Origin of the sequence: Oharaeibacter diazotrophicus (assembly GCF_004362745.1) — a bacterium.
Lineage (GTDB): Bacteria > Pseudomonadota > Alphaproteobacteria > Rhizobiales > Pleomorphomonadaceae > Oharaeibacter > Oharaeibacter diazotrophicus.
On record NZ_SNXY01000008.1, the window covers coordinates 412,848 to 429,981 of the forward strand.

Here is a 17,134-nt window from a genome sequence, read left to right on the forward strand (position 1 = left end):
CGCCGCGACGGCGCGATGCTTAAAGGTTTATTCATCGGCTGCGACCTATCCCTGAACGAAGTGTTACTTCCGACGGGTCAAGTCGATGGCGTCCCGCCGATCTTCTCATCTGGTCACCGGTCTCCGTACGATGCTGGCGCTGGTCGCGCTGCTCGCGCTCGGCGGCTGCGGATTCTTCGGCGAGCCGGACGCTCCGGCCGTCGTCACGACCCACAACCGCTATCCGACCAAGGGCGACGACAAGCCCCATCCGGGCGTGGCGCGCGCCCATCGCCACCCGGTGCACGGCATCGACGTGTCGCGCTACCAGGGCCGGATCGACTGGAATCAGGTGGCCGGGGCCGGCACGAAGTTCGCCTTCATCAAGGCGACCGAGGGCGGCGACCACCTCGACCCGCGCTTCATGATCAACTGGACCGAGGCCAAGGCCTCGGGCGTGCCGCGCGCCGCCTACCACTTCGTCTGGTGGTGCCGGCCTGCCCGCGAGCAGGCGTCGTGGTTCATCCAGAACGTGCCGGTCGACCCCGACGCGCTGCCGCCGGTGATCGACGTCGAATGGCAGAACGGCGCGAACTGCACCCGCCGCGTCTCGCGCGAGGACGCCATCGCCAAGATCCGCATCATCTCGGCGATGATGACCGCGCGCTACGGCAAGACGCCGATCATCTACACCGACATCAACTTCCACCGCGACGTGCTCGAGGGCGTCGGCCTCGCCAACCCGTTCTGGCTGCGCTCGACCGCCGCCGAGCCGCAGGTGCGCTATCGCAACCGGCGCTGGACGATGTGGCAGTGGACCCAGACCGGGCGCGTGCCCGGCATCCGCGGCCACGTCGACCGCAACGTCTTCTACGGTTCCGACCGCGAGTGGGCGACCTTCGTGGCCTCCGCCTGCGACCCGCGCGACCACGGCCGCCTGCCCGGCTGCGGCGACGGCCGCCGGCCGCGCACCGAAGCGTTGACCGCCGAGGCGCCCCCGCCGGCCGCGGTGCCCGCCGCCGTCGTGCCGGTGTCGGTCACGGTGCCGGTGGCCGTCGCCGCGGCGCCGCGCCCGGTCGCGGCGCCGCCGGTCGCCACGGCCGCCTTGGCCCCGTCGCCCCGGCGCGCCCCAGCGCCGCGGCCCGCCGACGCCGGCGCCGACGATCTCTCCGCCTTCATCGACCAGCTGATTCCCCCGGGCCAGGAGAGCTTCGCCGAGTACTCGGACGACTGACCGGCCGTGCTAAGCTCCACGCCGGCGATTCGGCGGGGGAGACGGCATGACCGACGCGGCGACCAGACCGGCGACGCCGGTGGCGAAGGTGTCCTGGGGCGAACTCTTCGACAAGATCACGATCCTGCGCATCAAGGTGCGCCGGCTGGCCAAGCCCGAGCAGGTGCGCAACGCCGCCCACGAACTCGCCGTGCTCGAGGAGACCGCCGCGACCGCCGGCACCCTCGACTCCGGCGTCCTCGCCGCGATCGACGACCTCACCGCCGTCAACGAGACGCTGTGGACGATCGAGGACGACATCCGCGACTGCGAGCGCGCGCGCGACTTCGGACCGCGCTTCGTCGAACTCGCCCGCGCCGTCTACCACGAGAACGACCGCCGCGCGGCGGTGAAGCGCCGGATCAACGAGGCGCTCGCCTCCGAGATCGTGGAGGAGAAGTCCTACGCCGCCTATTGAAGGCGCGGAACGGACGCGGCTGTCGGGACCGAACGGGAGGGGCGAGATGACCGGACGGCTCAAGGGCAAGGTGGCACTGATCTCGGGCGGTGCCACGGGCATGGGCGGCGCGGCCTCGCGCCTCTTCGCCGAACACGGCGCGCGGGTCGGCATCGTCGACCGCAATGCCGAGGCGGGGCGCGCGCTCGAGGCCGAGCTGTCGGCCGAGGGGCTCGACGTCTGCTTCGTCGCGGCCGACGTGTCGAAGGCCGACGACGTCCGCCGCGCGGTCGACGCGGTGCAGGCCGCGCTCGGACCGATCACCGTCCTGTTCAACCACGCCGGCTCGATCGTGGTGAAGCCCTTCCTCGAGACCACCGAGGAGGAGTGGGACGGGCTGCACGCCGTCAACGTCAAGAGCATGTTCCTGATGACCAAGGCGGTGCTGCCGCAGATGATCGCCGCCGGCGGTGGCTCGATCGTGTGCACGTCGTCGATCTCGGCGGTCGCGGCGACGCCGATGGAGGTGCTCTACGACACCACCAAGGGCGCCTGCCACATGTTCGCCCGCGCCATCGCGGTGGAGTTCCGCGACCGCAACATCCGCTGCAACGCGGTCTGTCCCGGCTTCGTGGCGACGCCGCACGGCAACCGCGAGGTCGAGCTCCTGACCCGCTACGGCGTCGACGTCTCCGAGGCGGCGCTGGCGGCGCAGCAGGGCCGGATGTGCGAGCCGATCGAGGTGGCGCGCGCCGCGCTGTTCCTCGCCTCCGACGACGCGAGCTTCGTCAACGGGGCGCAGCTCTTCGTCGACAACGGATTCACCGCGGCGTGAACGGTACCGCTCGACTCCAGGCGCGCGGTCGGGGAGGATGGGGCGACGTCCCATCAGCCGGCCGCCCATGACGGACGATTTCACAGCCAGCCCCGAACACCGCATCCTGCAGCCGGAACGGATCCGCCTCGCGGCCGATCCGGAGCCCGCGGAACCCGACGACACGCCGACCGGCGACGGTCCGCCGCTGGCGGTCGGGCTCATCGGCTATCTCCTGCTGCTGGTGCTGCTGCTCGGCGGGCTCGGGCTCGCGGTGATGGCGCTGATGCGGCCGATGGTGCTGCCGGCGATCCGATTACTGCTTCAGCATCACTGATACCGAAGACGGCATCCCTCGCACGGCGCGGGCCGCCGAGGCTTGCGCCGGCCGGCGCGACGTGTTCGTGATGGCGCCCTCGCGCCGGCCTCGGCCGGCGCCGCCCCGTGCGAAGACAGCCTGGAGACGTGCCGATGACCGCCCCGTTCCGCAACCTGATCGCCGGCGAGTGGACCGCCGCGTCGGACACCTCGCCGAACGTGAACCCGTCGAACCTCTCCGACGTGGTCGGCGACTACGCCCGCGGCTCGGCCGCCGACGTCGACGCCGCCGTCGCCGCCGCCAAGGCCGCCTTCCCGGCGTGGTCGCGCAGCGTTCCCTACGCCCGCCACGAAATCCTGAAGAAGGCCGCCGCCGAGGTGTTCGCCCGCAAGGAGGAACTCGGCCGCCTGCTCGCCCGCGAGGAGGGCAAGACCCTGCCGGAGGGCATCGGCGAGGTGACCCGTGCCGGCCAGATCCTCGAGTTCTTCGCCGCCGAGACGATCCGGCTCGCCGGCGAGACGCTGCCGTCGGTGCGCCCGGGCGTCGGCGTCGAGGTGACGCGCGAGCCGCTCGGCGTGATCGGCATGATCACGCCGTGGAACTTCCCGATCGCCATCCCGGCCTGGAAGATCGCCCCGGCGCTCGCCTACGGCAACTGCGTGGTGATCAAGCCGGCCGAGCTGGTGCCGGGTTCGGCCTGGGCGCTGGTCGACATCCTGCACCGCGCCGGCCTGCCGGCGGGCGTGCTCAACCTCGTGATGGGCAAGGGCTCGGTGGTCGGCCAGCGCCTCCTCGAGCATCCCGACGTCACCGCGATCACCTTCACCGGTTCGGTCGGCACCGGCCGCCGCGTCGCCAAGGCGGCGATCGACTGCGACCCGATGAAGAAGGTCCAGCTCGAGATGGGCGGCAAGAACCCGCTCGTCGTGCTCGACGACGCCGACCTCGCGGTCGCCGTCGAGACCGCCGTCAACGGCGCCTTCTTCTCCACCGGCCAGCGCTGCACCGCGTCCTCGCGCGTGATCGTCACCGAGGGCATCCACGACCGCTTCGTCGAGGCGGTGACGGCGCGCCTGTCGGGGCTGGTGGTGGACGACGCGCTCAAGGCCGGCACCCATATCGGCCCGGTGGTCGACCAGGGCCAGCTCGACCAGGACATGCGCTACGTCGAGATCGGCCGCGCCGAGGGCGCGAAGCTCGCCTTCGGCGGCGAGCGCCTGAACCGGGAGACCGAGGGCTTCTACCTGCAGCCGGCCCTCTTCACCGAGTGCACCAACGACATGCGGATCTCGCGCGAGGAGATCTTCGGGCCGGTCGCCTCGGTGATCCGCGTCAAGGACTACGACGAGGCGCTCGCGGTCGCCAACGACACGCCGTTCGGCCTGTCGGCGGGCATCTGCACCACCAGCCTCAAATACGCCTCGCACTTCAAGCGCAACTCCGAGGCCGGCATGGTGATGGTCAACCTGCCGACCGCCGGCGTCGACTTCCACGTGCCGTTCGGCGGCCGCAAGGGCTCGTCCTACGGCCCGCGCGAGCAGGGCTCCTACGCCCGCGAGTTCTTCACGATCGTGAAGACCGCCTACACGCTGGCCTGACGGGGGACGCGAGCATGGCGGTGGCCGGAACCGGCGTCGTCCACGACGGCCGCGAGATCGAGACGGTCGCGCTCGCCGGCGGCGGGCTCTCGGCCACCGTGCTGACCCTCGGCGCCACCCTCGCCGACCTCGTCGTCGAGACGGCCCAGGGGCCGCGCCGGCTGCTGCTCGGCTTCGACCGGGTCGAGCGGTTCGTCACGCAGGCCGCCTATCTCGGCGCGATCGCCGGGCGCTGCGCCAACCGCATCCGCGCCGGCCGCTGCACCATCGACGGCCGGGCGGTGGCGCTGTCGATCAACGACGGGCCGAACCACCTCCACGGCGGCACGATCGGCTTCGGCAAGCGGGTCTGGCGGATCGCCGACGCGACCGCCGACGCCGTCGAACTGTCGCTGGTCTCACCCGACGGCGAAGAGGGCTATCCCGGCCGCGTCGAGGCGCGTTGCCGCTACACCCTCGGCGGCGACGGCACGCTGACGATCGCGCTCGCGGCCACTACCGACGCCCCGACGCTGGTCAACCTCGCCGCCCACGGCTACTTCGCGCTCGACGACGGGCCGACGGTGCTCGACCACCGGCTCGTCGTCGCGGCCGACCGCTACACCCCGGCCGGCGACGACCTGCTGCCCACGGGCGAGATCCTGCCCGTCGCCGGCACCCGCTTCGACTTCCGCGCCGAGCGCGCCGTCCGCAACGGCCCGGACGGGGCGCACGTGCCCTACGACACCAATCTGGTGCTCGCCGACGCCCCTTCGGCGACGCCGCGTTTCGCCGCGCGGCTGTCGAGCCCGGCGAGCGGCGTCGCGCTCGAACTCTCCACCACCGAGCCCGGCCTCCAGGTCTACGACGGCGGCTTCCTGCCGGTGCCGGAACCGCTCGCCGGCGGACGCCCGGGCGTGCGCTTCGGCGGGATCTGCCTCGAACCGCAGCGCTTCCCCGACGCGGTCAATCACCCGAACTTCGCGGGCGCCCTGCTCCGGCCGGGCGAGACCTGCCGGCAGACCACCGTCTACCGGATCAACACCGACGGCTGATCAAGCGGCCGCGCGCGCCGTGGTCAGCCCGTCCGCGAGCACGAAGCCCTCGGGCCAGTGGCCGTGGCCGCTCGCGATGTTGACGTGGCCGGCGTCGCCGAGGTCGACGAGACCGGCGCCCCAGGCGTCGGCGAGGCCGGCGGCGCGATCGAAGGCGGCGTAGGGATCGTTGCGGCTCGCCACCACGATGGCCGGGAAGGGCAGCGGCCGCCGCGGCACCGGCGCGAAACCCAAGAAGTCGCTGCAGCGGTGGACGAGGCGGTCGACGTCGGCGGGGGCGACGAGCAACGCGCCGGCGACCGGCAGGTCCGGCTTGCGCGCGGCGAGATGGGCGACGAGCACGCAGCCGAGGCTGTGCGCCACGATCAACGAGCCCGGCCGGGCGCGCACCGCCATCTCGAGGCGCTCGAGCCAGAGCGCGAGATCAGGCCGGTCGAAATCCTCCTGATCGACCAGCACGGCGCGGGGATCGCGCCGCAGCCAGTCGTGCTGCCAGTGGCCGGCCGGCGAGCCGCGGTATCCGGGAACGACGAGACGGTGCAAGGGGACCTCCCTCGGGGGGCTGGAACGGTGAGAACCATACCCGTGGGACCGCCCGGCGCCGAGGTCGGCGGCCACGCCGAATCGGTGCGCCCACGAAATCATCGGTCCGACATTCGGCGTGATGCGGAATTTCGTTCCCCGATGGACGCATATTCTGCGCCGACCGGGGAACTCCATTCCAATACCGCTTCGACCGCCGGCCGCGCCATCGTGCCGTTCGGCGGGTCGGGCCCGTCCGTGCTATAGCTCGCCGGCGCACCGCCAGACACGTCACCGGACCCAAGATGCTGCTCGCCCGCCAGCACGCCATTCTCGACCTCGCCAAGCAGATCGGCCGGGTCACCGTCGAAGAGCTCGCCGGCCGCTTCGACGTGACGCCTCAGACGATCCGCAAGGACCTCAACGAACTCTGCGAGCAGCGCCTCCTGGCGCGCGTCCACGGCGGGGCGATCCTCGCCTCCTCGGTCGAGAACGTCGGCTACGACGCCCGCCGCCAGATCGCGGCCCGCGAGAAGATGGCGATCGGCCGCGCCGCCGCGGCGCTGGTGCCGAACGACGCCTCGCTGTTCATCAACATCGGCACCACCACCGAGGCGGTGGCGCAGGCGCTGCTGCAGCACACCGGGCTGATGGTGATCACCAACAACATCAACGTCGCCAACCTGATGCGGGCCTATCCGCAGATCGAGGTGGTGATCGCCGGCGGCGTGGTGCGCCGGGCCGACGGCGGCATCGTCGGCGAGGCCGCGGTCGACTTCATCCGCCAGTTCAAGGTCGACTTCGCCATCGTCGGCACCTCGGCGATCGACGACGACGGCTCGCTGCTCGACTACGACTTCCGCGAGGTCAAGGTGGCGCAGGCCATCCTCGCCAACGCGCGCAAGGTGATCCTGGTCTCCGACCAGACCAAGTTCGACCGCACCGCTCCGGTCCGGATCGGCGCGATCGACCAGGTCGACGTCTTCGTCACCGACCACTGCCCGTCAGAGCGGGTGCGCGCGCTCTGTGCCGCCAGCGACGTCCAACTGATCGAGACCGACCCGCAGGGCGGCACCGCGCCGTGAGCGCGCGCCTGCTGCTCGGTGTGGACGGTGGCGGCAGCGGCTGCCGGGCCCGGCTCGCCGACGCGGACGGCCGCGTTCTCGGCGAGGGTCGGGCCGGGCCGGCCAACCTCACCACCGACTACGACGCCGCCCTCGCCGCGGTCGACGCCGCGTGGCGCGGCGCGGTCGCCGCCGCCGGACTCGCTCCCGACGCCGCCGCGCCCCGGATCATCGCGGTGCTCGGCCTCGCCGGCGCTGTGGCGCTCGGCGACGGCGCACGGGTGGCGGCGCGCGGCCTGCCCTTCGCGCGCGCGAACATATGCTCGGACGGCGAGATCGCCTGCGTCGGCGCCCACGCCGGCGAATTCGGCGGGCTGGTCGTGGTCGGTACCGGCAGTCAGGCCGTGCTGGTCGAGGCGGCGGGCGTACGCCGCTTCGGCGGCTGGGGCTTCGCTCTCTCCGACGACGGCTCCGGCGCCGTGGTCGGACGGGAGGCGGCGCGGCGCGCGATCGCAGCCCTCGAGGGCCTCGGCCCCGCCTCGGCGCTGACCCGGGCGATCGCGGCCCGTTTCGGCGACTCGCCGCTCGCGATGCTCGACTTTGCGCTTGCCGCCCGCCCGGCCGACTACGCCCGCCTCGCCCCCGACGTGTTCGAGCACGCCGGCCGCGGCGACCCGGTGGCGCTGGCGATCCGAGAGGCGGCCGTCGCCGCGGTGACCCGCCTCGTCGACCGGCTCGCGGCGGCCGGAGCCACACGGGTGGCGCTCGCCGGCGGGCTCGCCGCGTCCTACGCGCCGCTGCTGTCGGCCCGCCTCGACGGCCTGGTCCGGCCGGCGCTCGGCGACGCGCTCGACGGCGCGCTCACGCTCGCCGCGGCGGGTCCGTGACATCCCGATCCCCGCGGACACAAACGGAAAACCGTCATGATTTGGCCGCATGACACGGTATCGTCGCGGCACTCGACAACCGGGCGCCGCCTCGGTATGCCGCTGCCGTCCCGCCGCTCGAACGTGAACCGGAACCGATGCCGTACCTGAACGGTTGGAACACGTTCGAGGGTCCGCGAGGAACGCTCGCGGGGCGGGACAAGCGCGAACGGGGGCGCTATCCTGCCGCGCCGCAACATCGATCCCGCCGCCGCGGGGCCCTCCGGATCCCGGAGGGGCTGGCCGTGCCGCGCGGCCGGACGCATCCTACCGTCTGATGGAGACACCGTGGACGCCTTGTTCGGAACCGACGAACCCGACCGTCGCCTGGTGCTCAGGGCCGCGCTCGGCGCCGTGGCCGCCGTCGTGGCGGGAACCGGTGTGACGGCGAGCCCGGCGCTCGCGGCCGTCCAGGCCAACTTCGCCACCAGCGGCACGTTCACCCGCTCCACCGTCGCGGAACTCGCCCGCAATCTGGCGAAGAGTGCGTTCCAGCCGCTGGACACCTCGCTGCCGGACGTCCTCGACCAGCTGAGCTACGACCAGTACCGCGACATCCGCTTCAAGCCAGAGGCGGCGGTGTGGGCCAACAGCGGCCTGCCGTTCCAGATGCAGCTGTTCCACCGCGGCTTCTACTTCAAGGACCCGGTCGAGGTCGCCCTCGTCGAGAACGGGCAGGCGCGCCATCTCGCCTACGACCCGCAGATGTTCTCCTACGGGCCGCTGGTGCCGCAGCCGGTGCCGACCGAGGACATCGGCTTCTCCGGCCTGCGCCTGCACGGCACCATCAACCGGCCGGACTATTACGACGAGATCCTGGTGTTCCAGGGCGCCAGCTACTTCCGCTCGCTCGGCAAGGGCCAGATCTACGGCCTGTCCGGCCGCGGCCTCGCGCTCAAGACCGCCGATCCCGAGGGCGAGGAGTTCCCGGTCTACCGCGCCTTCTGGGTCGAGACCCCGGTCGCCGGCAGCGAGACCTGCGTCGTCCACGCGCTGCTCGACAGCCCCTCGACCACCGGCGCCTACCGCTTCACGATCCGTCCCGGCGAGACCACGCTGATGGACGTCGAGGCGCAGCTGTTCCCGCGCGTCGATCTCGACAAGGTCGGCCTCGCGCCGGGGACGTCGATGTACTTCTTCTCGGCCAACGGCCGCGGCGACGTCGACGACTTCCGTCCCGAGGTGCACGACAGCGACGGCCTGCTGATGGTCACCGGCCGCGGCGAGCGGCTGTGGCGGCCGCTGGCCAACCCGAAGGAACTGCAGATCTCCGCCTTCGTCGACCGCAGCCCGCGCGGCTTCGGCCTGATCCAGCGCGACCGCGCCTTCGACAACTACCAGGATCTCGAGGCCGCCTACGAGCGCCGGCCGAGCCTCTGGGTCGAGCCGGTCGGCGACTGGGGCGCCGGGGCGGTGACGCTGGTCGAGATCCCGACCGACGCCGAGATCCACGACAACATCGTCGCCTACTGGGCCCCCAAGGACAAGATTCCCGCCGGTTCGGAATTCTCCTTCGCCTACCGCCTCGCCTGGGGCGGCGATCCCGGCATGTCCGTCGGCGCCGCCACGGTCGGCTCCACCCGCTCCGGGCGCGCCGGCGTCGGCGGCCCGACGCCCGAGCGGCTGTTCGTGGTCGACTATCTGTTCACCCCGGGCACCGACCCGGCCAAGCTCGGCGCCCCCAAGGCGACGGTGTCGGCCTCCAAGGGCGTGGTGCGCAACGTGGTGATCCGGCAGAACCCGGCGACCCAGGGGCTCCGGGTGTCGTTCGAGCTCGATCCGCAGAACGAGGGCCTGATCGAGCTCCGGCTCGTGCTCGCATTCGAGTCCGGCACGCCGGCCGAAACCTGGGTCTATCGATGGACGTCCTGACCGCCGTTCCGCGCGACGTCGAGCTCGATCCGGGTCCGCCGGTCGTGCACGGCATGCCGCCGGAGACGCCGGGCGAGATGCCACCGCAACGGCTCGACCGCTTCGACCGCCGCAGCCGCCGCAACCTGGTGGACCCGCGCGCGCGCTCGAGCCTCCTGCGTCGCACGGTGGTGCTCGGCGGCGCCGCGTTGCTGGTCGGCTACGCGGTCTCGGAGATGTACGAGGTGCTGTCGATCGGCGGCCTCACCCCGCTGGAGGCGGTGGTGCTGGTGCTGTTCGCCGTCACCTTCGCCTGGATCGGCCTGTCCTTTGTCGCTTCGCTGGCCGGCTTCGCCGAGCTGGTGGCACGCCGTCTCGCCCCGCCCGCGCCGCGCCCGACCGAATCGCTCGCCAAGCGGACGGCGATGCTGATGCCGACCTACAACGAGGATCCCTCGCGGATCTTCGCCGCCATCGAGGCGATGGCACTCGGCGTCGACGGCCTCGGCCAAGGCCACGCCTTCGACTGGTTCGTGCTGGCCGACACCACCGACCCGGACGTCGCGCTCGAGGAGGAGGCCGCGCTCGTCGCCGCCAACCACCGGCTCGCCGGCAAGGCGCGGATCCACTACCGGCGCCGGCGCAACAACACCGCCAAGAAGGCCGGCAACGTCGCCGACTTCTGCCGCCGCTGGGGCCGCGCCTACGACCACCTGCTGGTGCTCGACGCCGACAGCCTGATGGACGCCGAGACGGTGGTCGAACTCGCCCGGCGCATGGAGGCGGACCCCGACGCCGGGCTGATCCAGACCATCCCGGCCCTCGTCAACGGCACCACGGTGATCTCGCGGCTGCAGCAGTTCGCCGGCCGCGTCTACGGCCCGGTGGTCGGCACGGGCCTCGCGTGGTGGGTCCAGAAAGAGGGCAATTTCTGGGGCCACAACGCGATCATCCGCACCGAGGCCTTCATGTCGGCGGCCGGCCTGCCGGACCTGCCGGGCAAGCCGCCCTTCGGCGGCCACATCCTCAGCCACGACTTCGTCGAGGCGGCGCTGATCCGGCGCGCCGGCTGGACCGTCGTGATCGCCGACGACCTCTCGGGTTCGTTCGAGGAGAGCCCGCCGTCGCTGGTCGACCTCGCCATCCGCGACCGCCGCTGGTGCCAGGGCAACCTGCAGCACACCAAGGTGATCGGCGGCAAGGGGCTGCACTGGATCAGCCGGATGCACCTTTTGACCGGCATCATGTCCTACGCGGCCTCGCCGCTGTGGCTGCTCCTGATCCTCGCCGGTCTCGCCCTCGCCCTGCAGGCCCACTTCATCCGCCCGGAATACTTCAAGGACGAGTTCCAGCTGTTCCCGTCCTGGCCGCGGATCGACCCGGAGCGCGCGCTGGCGCTGTTCGGCCTCACCATGGGCGTGCTGTTCGGGCCGAAGCTGATGGGCCTCGTCGCCTTCGCGCTCGACGGCCCCGCCCGGCGCGCCTCGGGCGGCTTCCTCGGCCTGTTCTTCAGCTTCGTGTTCGAGGTGATCGTGTCGGCGCTGGTCGCCCCGATCATGATGCTGGTGCAGACCGGCGCGATCATGGAGATCCTGCTGCGCCGCGACGCCGGCTGGAAGCCGCAGCGCCGCGACGACGGCGGCCTGCCGCTGCGCGACCTGATCCACCGCCACCGCTGGCACGTGGTCTCGGGCGTCGCGCTCGCCCTCGCCGCCCTCGCCGACAGCTGGGTGCTGCTCGCCTGGCTGGCGCCCGCCGTCACCGGCCTCGTCCTCGCGGTGCCGATCTCGGCGCTGACGGGATCGGCCCCGGTCGGCCGTTTCGTCCGCCGCCTCGGGCTCCTGCGCACGCCGGAGGAGGCGAGCCCGCCGGCGATCCGCCTCGCCATGGCCGAGGCGCGGCCGGCCTATCAGGCGGCGGTGGAACGGGCGCCGGACCTCGTGCGCATCGTCTCCGATCCCGCCTTGAAGCGTCAGCACCTCGCCCTGGTCGACCGCCTCGGCGACCGTCCGCGCGGCAAGGTCGACCCGACCTCGGCGCTCGCTGCTGCCAAGATCGCCGAAGCCGAGAGCGTCGAAGAGGCGGTGTCCTTCCTCGACGCCAAGGAGCGCGCCACCCTGATCGCGACGCCCCGCCTCGTCGAGGCGCTGTCGCGTCTACCGCGCGCGGAGGCCGTCTGACGACGGCCCGGCCGGCGGGGACACCGAGATCGCCCGCTTTTCTTGCAGACCACCCATGAAGACCGTGCATGGCCCGGCGAATCCGCCGCATTTCGCGGCGGATGCCCGACCTTGGAAACGGCATGCCGCCTTTTCGGGCATGCGGCTTTGGTTTAAAGGCTCTACGGAAATCATATCGGTTTAAACGCTCGGGGGACGCTGCGTGGCGATCAGGAAGATTCTCGTCGCGAACCGCTCGGAGATCGCGATCCGCGTGTTCCGTGCGGCCAACGAACTCGGCCTGAAGACCGTCGCGGTCTTCGCCGAGGAGGACAAGCTGGCCCTCCACCGCTTCAAGGCGGACGAGGCCTACCAGATCGGCAAGGGCCTCGGCCCGATCGAGGCCTATCTGTCGATCCCCGAGATCGTGCGCGTCGCCCGCGAGGCCGGCGTCGACGCGATCCATCCGGGCTACGGCCTGTTGTCGGAGAGCCCCGAGTTCGCCGAGGCCTGCGCCGACGCCGGCATCCTGTTCATCGGCCCCTCGCCGGACACGATGCGCCAGCTCGGCAACAAGGTCGCGGCGCGCAATCTCGCGATCTCCGCCGGCGTGCCGGTGATGCCGGCGACCGACCCGCTGCCCGACGACATGGAGGTCGTCAAGGCGGAGGCCAAGCGCATCGGCTATCCGGTGATGCTGAAGGCGTCCTGGGGCGGCGGCGGGCGCGGCATGCGCGTCATCCGCGACGAGGCGACCCTCCTCAAGGAGGTCACCACCGCCAAGCGCGAGGCCAAGGCCGCCTTCGGCAAGGACGAGGTCTACCTCGAGAAGCTGGTCGAGCGTGCCCGCCACGTCGAGGTGCAGATCCTCGGTGACCGCCACGGCAACGTCGTCCACCTGTTCGAGCGCGACTGTTCGGTGCAGCGCCGCCACCAGAAGGTCGTGGAGCGCGCGCCCGCGCCCTATCTCGACGACGCCCAGCGCGCCGAGATCACCGGCTACGCCGTGAAGATCGGCCACGCCACCAACTACTACGGCGCCGGCACGGTCGAGTTCCTGATGGACTCCGACACCGGCGCGTTCTACTTCATCGAGGTCAATCCGCGCATCCAGGTCGAGCACACCGTCACCGAGGAGGTGACCGGCATCGACATCGTCAAGGCGCAGATCCACGTGCTCGAGGGCGCCGCGATCGGCACGCCGGCGTCGGGCGTGCCGCCGCAGGAGAAGATCGTCCTCAACGGCCACGCCCTGCAGTGCCGCATCACCACCGAGGACCCCGAGCAGAACTTCATCCCCGACTACGGCCGCATCACCGCCTATCGCGGTGCCACTGGCTTCGGCATCCGCCTCGACGGCGGCACCGCCTACGCCGGCGCGGTGATCACCCGCTTCTACGACCCGCTGCTCGAGAAGCTGACCGCCTGGGCGCCCTCGCCCGAGGAGGCGATCCACCGGATGCAGCGGGCGCTGCGCGAATTCCGCATCCGCGGCGTCGCCACCAACCTGACGTTCCTCGAGAACATCATCGGCCACCCGAAGTTCCAGTCGAACCGCTACACCACGCGCTTCATCGACGAGACGCCGGAGCTGTTCGCCTCGGTGAAGCGGCGCGACCGTGCCACCAAACTCCTGACCTACGTCGCCGACGTCACCGTCAACGGCCATCCGGAGACGCGCAAGCGCGCGAAGCCGACGTCGATGGCCAAGCCGCTGGTGCCGCCGTTCACCGGCTCGATCCAGCCCGGCACGCGCGACCTCCTGAAGTCGCGCGGGCCGAAGGCGCTCGCAAAGTGGATGCGCGAGCAGAGCCGCGTGCTCGTCACCGACACCACCATGCGCGACGGCCACCAGTCGCTGCTGGCGACGCGCATGCGCACCTACGACGTCGCCGAGATCGCCGAGGCCTACGCCCGGGCGCTGCCCGGCCTGTTCTCGCTGGAGTGCTGGGGCGGCGCCACCTTCGACGTCGCCATGCGCTTCCTGACCGAGGATCCGTGGGAGCGGCTCGCCGCGGTGCGCGACCGCGCGCCGAACCTCCTCCTGCAGATGCTTCTGCGCGGCTCCAACGGCGTCGGCTACACCAACTATCCCGACAACGTGGTGCGCTATTTCGTGGCGCAGGCGGCGGCCTCCGGTGTCGACGTCTTCCGCGTGTTCGACTGCCTGAACTGGGTCGAGAACATGCGCGTCGCCATGGACGCGGTGCTCGACGCCGACAAGGTCTGCGAAGCGGCGATCTGCTACACCGGCGACATCCTCGATCCCGACCGCGCCAAGTACGACCTCAAGTACTACGTCGCGCTGACGCGCGAGCTCGAGCGCGCCGGCGCTCACGTCATCGGCATCAAGGACATGGCGGGCCTGCTGAAGCCCGGCGCCGCCCGGGTGCTGTTCCGCGCCCTGCGTCAGGCCACCGACCTGCCGCTGCACTTCCACACCCACGACACCTCCGGCATCGCCGCCGCGAGCGTGCTCGCCGCGGTGGACGAGGGCGTCGACGCGGTCGACGCGGCGATGGACGCCTTCTCCGGCAACACCTCGCAGCCCTGCCTCGGCTCGATCGTCGCCGCGCTCGCCGGCAGCCAGCGCGACACCGGCCTCGACCAGGCCGCGATCCGCCGCATCAGCTTCTACTGGGAAGCCGTGCGCGGCCGTTACGCCGCCTTCGAGAGCGACCTCAAGGGCCCGGCCTCCGAGGTTTATCTGCACGAGATGCCCGGCGGCCAATTCACCAACCTTAAGGAACAGGCGCGCTCGCTCGGCCTCGAGAGCCGCTGGCACGAGGTCGCGCAGATGTACGCCGACGTCAACAAGATGTTCGGCGACATCGTCAAGGTGACGCCGTCGTCGAAGGTGGTCGGCGACATGGCGCTGGTGATGGTGTCGTCCGAACTGACGCCGGAGGACGTGCTCGATCCGGACAAGGACGTCGCCTTCCCCGAGAGCGTCGTGCAGATGTTCAAGGGCGACCTCGGCCAGCCGCCGGGAGGCTGGCCGGCCGATCTGCAGAAGAAGATCCTAAAGGGCGAGGAGCCGATCACGGTCCGTCCCGGCTCGCTGCTGCCGCCGGCCGACCTCGATGCCGTCCGCGCCGAGCTCTCGACCAAGCTCGGGGCCCCCGCCTCCGACGAGGACCTCGCGTCCTACCTGATGTACCCGAAGGTGTTCTCCGACTTCGCCAAGGCGCGCGACACCTACGGCCCGACCAGCGCGCTGCCGACCCCGGTCTACTTCTACGGCATGGCGCCCGGCGACGACCTCACGGTCGAACTCGAGAAGGGCAAGAGCCTCGTCATCGTCTGTCAGGCGATCGGCGAGCCCGACGAGGACGGCTTCGTGCGCGTCTTCTTCGAGCTCAACGGCCAGCCGCGCATGATCAAGGTGCCGGACCGCAACCGCGCCCAGAGCGCGCGGACCGCCCGCCGCAAGGCAGAGGAGGGCAATCCGAACCACGTGGCGGCGCCGATGCCCGGCGTGGTCTCGACCCTCGCGGTCAAGGCGGGTCAGGCGGTCAAGGCCGGCGACGTGCTGCTGTCGATCGAGGCCATGAAGATGGAGACCTCGATCCACGCCGAGCGCGACGGCACCATCGCCGAGGTGGCGGTGACGCCGGGCGCCCAGATCGACGCCAAGGATCTGCTGGTCGTCTACGCCTGAGGCTCGGCTCCGAACCCGGAGGCCCGGAACACCGGGCCTCCGCCGCGACGCGAAGCCGCTCGTCCGAGCGGTCGACGCCGGATCAGGCCGCCGCGCGCAGGTGCTGTTCGACGACCTCGACCTCGCGGTGGGCGAGGTCCTTGACGATCTCGCCGATCACCGCGTCGGCGAGCTGCGGCGTCAACGCCGTGCGCAACCGGCCGAGCACCTTCGGCGGGGCGATCAGGACGAGCCGGGCGAATTCGCCGCGTCCGAGGGCGGCGGCGAGATCGGCGGCGACGTCGAGGACGAAGCGGGTCTCCTCCTCGTCGTGGAAGTCGGTCTGCGCCATCGCGGCGCGCCGTCCGTCGGTGCCGAAGCCGCGGCCGGGCCGGTCGGTGCCGAGATCGCGGGCGGGCGCCGCCTTGTGCTCGCGCGTCTCGACCGTGCGCAGGTCGATCATCGCCTCGTCGCCCTGGTTGCGGTAGATCACGGCCTTGCCGCCGTCCGCCACCAGGACCCAGGCCTCGTGCGGGATGCGGATGTGCGCCATGTCGTCCTCCCTTGCCGGTCGGGGCGGATCGGGCCGCCCCTGTTCTCGCCCCCGAGCGGACGCCATCCGACGCCGGCCCGCCTTGATCTCCCTCAACGCCCGGACCTGCCGGCGGTTCGCCCGCCCGGACGGGACACTTGATCGCGGCCGCGATCGCGCCACACTGTCTCCCGTGTCCCCTCGCGAACCGGAGGTCGCCCGTGAGGGTCCCGTCCGTAGCGCTCGCCATCCTCGTCTGCTGCGCCACGGCCTCGACCGGCCGGGGCGCGCCGGAGCCGGTCGACCTCGAACTCGTCCTCCTCGCCGACGTCTCCGATTCGATGGACCGGGCCGAGCGGACGCTGCAGCGGCGCGGTTACGCCGCCGCTTTCCGCGATCCCTCCGTGGCGGACGCGGTGGCCACAGGCCCGATCGGGCGCATCGCGGTGACCTACGTCGAGTATGCCGACGTCGGACTGTCGAGGGTGGTGGTGCCGTGGGCGGTGCTGGCGACGGCGGAGGACTCCAGGCGCTTCGCCGACGCCGTCGAGGCGGCCCCGCTCCACGGCCAGAGCCGGACCTCGATCAGCGCCGCTCTCACCTTCGCGGCGCAGCTGATCGACGACAACGACGTCGAAGGGGTGCGCCGTGTCGTCGACGTTTCGGGCGACGGTCCCAACAACCAGGGCGAACCGCTACCGGCGGCGCGCGCCGCGGTGCTCGGCCGCGGCATCGTCATCAACGGGTTGCCGATCCGGTTCGATCCCGACGATCCCGGCGATCCCCTGACGCGCCGCTTCGACATGCGGCGGCTGCCGGACTACTACGAGGACTGCGTGATCGGCGGCCCCGACTCCTTCATGGTGACGGTGACCGGCCGCGCCGACCTGATGGAGGGCATCCGGCGCAAGCTCGCGATGGAGATCGCGGGCCTGCCGACGCCGCCGATACTGCGCGTGGCGCTGCGCAGCGGCCCGCGGGTGCCCTGCTGAAGCGGCCGGCGGTGGATCGCACCCATGTTGCGCC

At 71.6% G+C, this 17,134-nt stretch carries 13 protein-coding genes and 1 pseudogene; 12 read left to right on the top strand and 2 right to left on the bottom strand.

The window, feature by feature from the left end; translation table 11 throughout:
• Positions 1 to 85 precede the first annotated feature (85 nt).
• The 6 genes and pseudogenes from EDD54_RS14205 to EDD54_RS14230 form a co-directional block, all read left to right on the top strand.
• Positions 86 to 931, top strand: a pseudogene (locus EDD54_RS14205) (glycoside hydrolase family 25 protein); the annotation flags it as partial.
• Between the two features lie 328 nt (positions 932 to 1,259).
• Positions 1,260 to 1,670, top strand: a complete 411-nt coding sequence (locus tag EDD54_RS14210; RefSeq protein ID WP_126540244.1) for a hypothetical protein — start codon at positions 1,260 to 1,262, stop codon at positions 1,668 to 1,670.
• Between the two features lie 46 nt (positions 1,671 to 1,716).
• The gene (locus EDD54_RS14215) at positions 1,717 to 2,484 is read left to right on the top strand and encodes an SDR family NAD(P)-dependent oxidoreductase (protein WP_126540246.1); all 768 of its coding nucleotides are present in this window, start codon (positions 1,717 to 1,719) and stop codon (positions 2,482 to 2,484) included.
• Between the two features lie 67 nt (positions 2,485 to 2,551).
• Positions 2,552 to 2,800 (top strand): hypothetical protein, encoded by a 249-nt coding sequence (locus tag EDD54_RS14220; RefSeq protein ID WP_126540249.1) that lies wholly within the window; start codon positions 2,552 to 2,554, stop codon positions 2,798 to 2,800.
• Between the two features lie 134 nt (positions 2,801 to 2,934).
• A complete protein-coding gene (locus tag EDD54_RS14225; protein WP_126540251.1) occupies positions 2,935 to 4,380 on the top strand; it encodes an aldehyde dehydrogenase family protein in 1,446 nt (481 codons plus the stop codon).
• Positions 4,381 to 4,394: 14 nt separating this feature from the next.
• The gene (locus tag EDD54_RS14230) at positions 4,395 to 5,414 is read left to right on the top strand and encodes an aldose epimerase family protein (protein ID WP_126540253.1); all 1,020 of its coding nucleotides are present in this window, start codon (positions 4,395 to 4,397) and stop codon (positions 5,412 to 5,414) included.
• On the opposite strand, the gene EDD54_RS14235 is transcribed toward EDD54_RS14230, so the two are convergent.
• Complete coding sequence (locus tag EDD54_RS14235; protein ID WP_245515775.1) at positions 5,415 to 5,957, bottom strand: RBBP9/YdeN family alpha/beta hydrolase; 543 nt, start codon at positions 5,955 to 5,957, stop codon at positions 5,415 to 5,417.
• A 284-nt stretch (positions 5,958 to 6,241) separates the two neighbouring features.
• On the opposite strand from EDD54_RS14235, the gene EDD54_RS14240 reads away from it, so the two are divergent.
• From EDD54_RS14240 to pyc, 5 genes are all read left to right on the top strand, one after another.
• On the top strand, positions 6,242 to 7,021 hold the full coding sequence (locus EDD54_RS14240) for a DeoR/GlpR family DNA-binding transcription regulator (protein ID WP_126540257.1): 780 nt from the start codon (positions 6,242 to 6,244) through the stop codon (positions 7,019 to 7,021).
• Positions 7,018 to 7,887 carry a glucosamine kinase nucleotide-binding domain-containing protein gene (locus tag EDD54_RS14245; protein WP_166653455.1) on the top strand — a complete coding sequence of 290 codons (870 nt, stop codon included), beginning with the start codon at positions 7,018 to 7,020 and terminating at the stop codon, positions 7,885 to 7,887. Before EDD54_RS14240 ends, EDD54_RS14245 begins: the two co-directional genes overlap by 4 nt.
• Before the next feature lie 336 nt (positions 7,888 to 8,223).
• The gene (locus tag EDD54_RS14250; protein ID WP_207620271.1) at positions 8,224 to 9,798 is read left to right on the top strand and encodes an OpgD/OpgG family glucan biosynthesis protein; all 1,575 of its coding nucleotides are present in this window, start codon (positions 8,224 to 8,226) and stop codon (positions 9,796 to 9,798) included.
• Positions 9,786 to 11,957 (top strand): glucans biosynthesis glucosyltransferase MdoH, encoded by a 2,172-nt coding sequence (gene mdoH, locus EDD54_RS14255; protein ID WP_207620270.1) that lies wholly within the window; start codon positions 9,786 to 9,788, stop codon positions 11,955 to 11,957. Before EDD54_RS14250 ends, mdoH begins: the two co-directional genes overlap by 13 nt.
• A 202-nt stretch (positions 11,958 to 12,159) precedes the next feature.
• Positions 12,160 to 15,597, top strand: a complete 3,438-nt coding sequence (gene pyc / locus EDD54_RS14260; protein ID WP_126540261.1) for a pyruvate carboxylase — start codon at positions 12,160 to 12,162, stop codon at positions 15,595 to 15,597.
• Between the two features lie 82 nt (positions 15,598 to 15,679).
• On the opposite strand, the gene EDD54_RS14265 is transcribed toward pyc, so the two are convergent.
• Positions 15,680 to 16,129, bottom strand: a complete 450-nt coding sequence (locus EDD54_RS14265; protein WP_165644364.1) for a baeRF12 domain-containing protein — start codon at positions 16,127 to 16,129, stop codon at positions 15,680 to 15,682.
• 200 nt (positions 16,130 to 16,329) lie between these two features.
• On the opposite strand from EDD54_RS14265, the gene EDD54_RS14270 reads away from it, so the two are divergent.
• Positions 16,330 to 17,100: a DUF1194 domain-containing protein gene (locus EDD54_RS14270; RefSeq protein ID WP_126540265.1), complete on the top strand. Its 771-nt coding sequence runs from the start codon at positions 16,330 to 16,332 to the stop codon at positions 17,098 to 17,100.
• Positions 17,101 to 17,134 lie beyond the last annotated feature (34 nt).

What these genes read in the sequence shown, in the direction of transcription:
- EDD54_RS14230 (WP_126540253.1), top strand. Translation starts at nt 4,395, where the DNA reads ATGGCGGTGGCCGGAACCGGCGTCGTCCACGACGGCCGCGAGATCGAG.
- EDD54_RS14240 (WP_126540257.1), top strand. Translation starts at nt 6,242, where the DNA reads ATGCTGCTCGCCCGCCAGCACGCCATTCTCGACCTCGCCAAGCAGATC.
- EDD54_RS14225 (WP_126540251.1), top strand. Translation starts at nt 2,935, where the DNA reads ATGACCGCCCCGTTCCGCAACCTGATCGCCGGCGAGTGGACCGCCGCG.
- EDD54_RS14210 (WP_126540244.1), top strand. Translation starts at nt 1,260, where the DNA reads ATGACCGACGCGGCGACCAGACCGGCGACGCCGGTGGCGAAGGTGTCC.
- EDD54_RS14215 (WP_126540246.1), top strand. Translation starts at nt 1,717, where the DNA reads ATGACCGGACGGCTCAAGGGCAAGGTGGCACTGATCTCGGGCGGTGCC.
- EDD54_RS14220 (WP_126540249.1), top strand. Translation starts at nt 2,552, where the DNA reads ATGACGGACGATTTCACAGCCAGCCCCGAACACCGCATCCTGCAGCCG.
- mdoH (WP_207620270.1), top strand. Translation starts at nt 9,786, where the DNA reads ATGGACGTCCTGACCGCCGTTCCGCGCGACGTCGAGCTCGATCCGGGT.
- EDD54_RS14265 (WP_165644364.1), bottom strand. Translation starts at nt 16,129, where the DNA reads ATGGCGCACATCCGCATCCCGCACGAGGCCTGGGTCCTGGTGGCGGAC.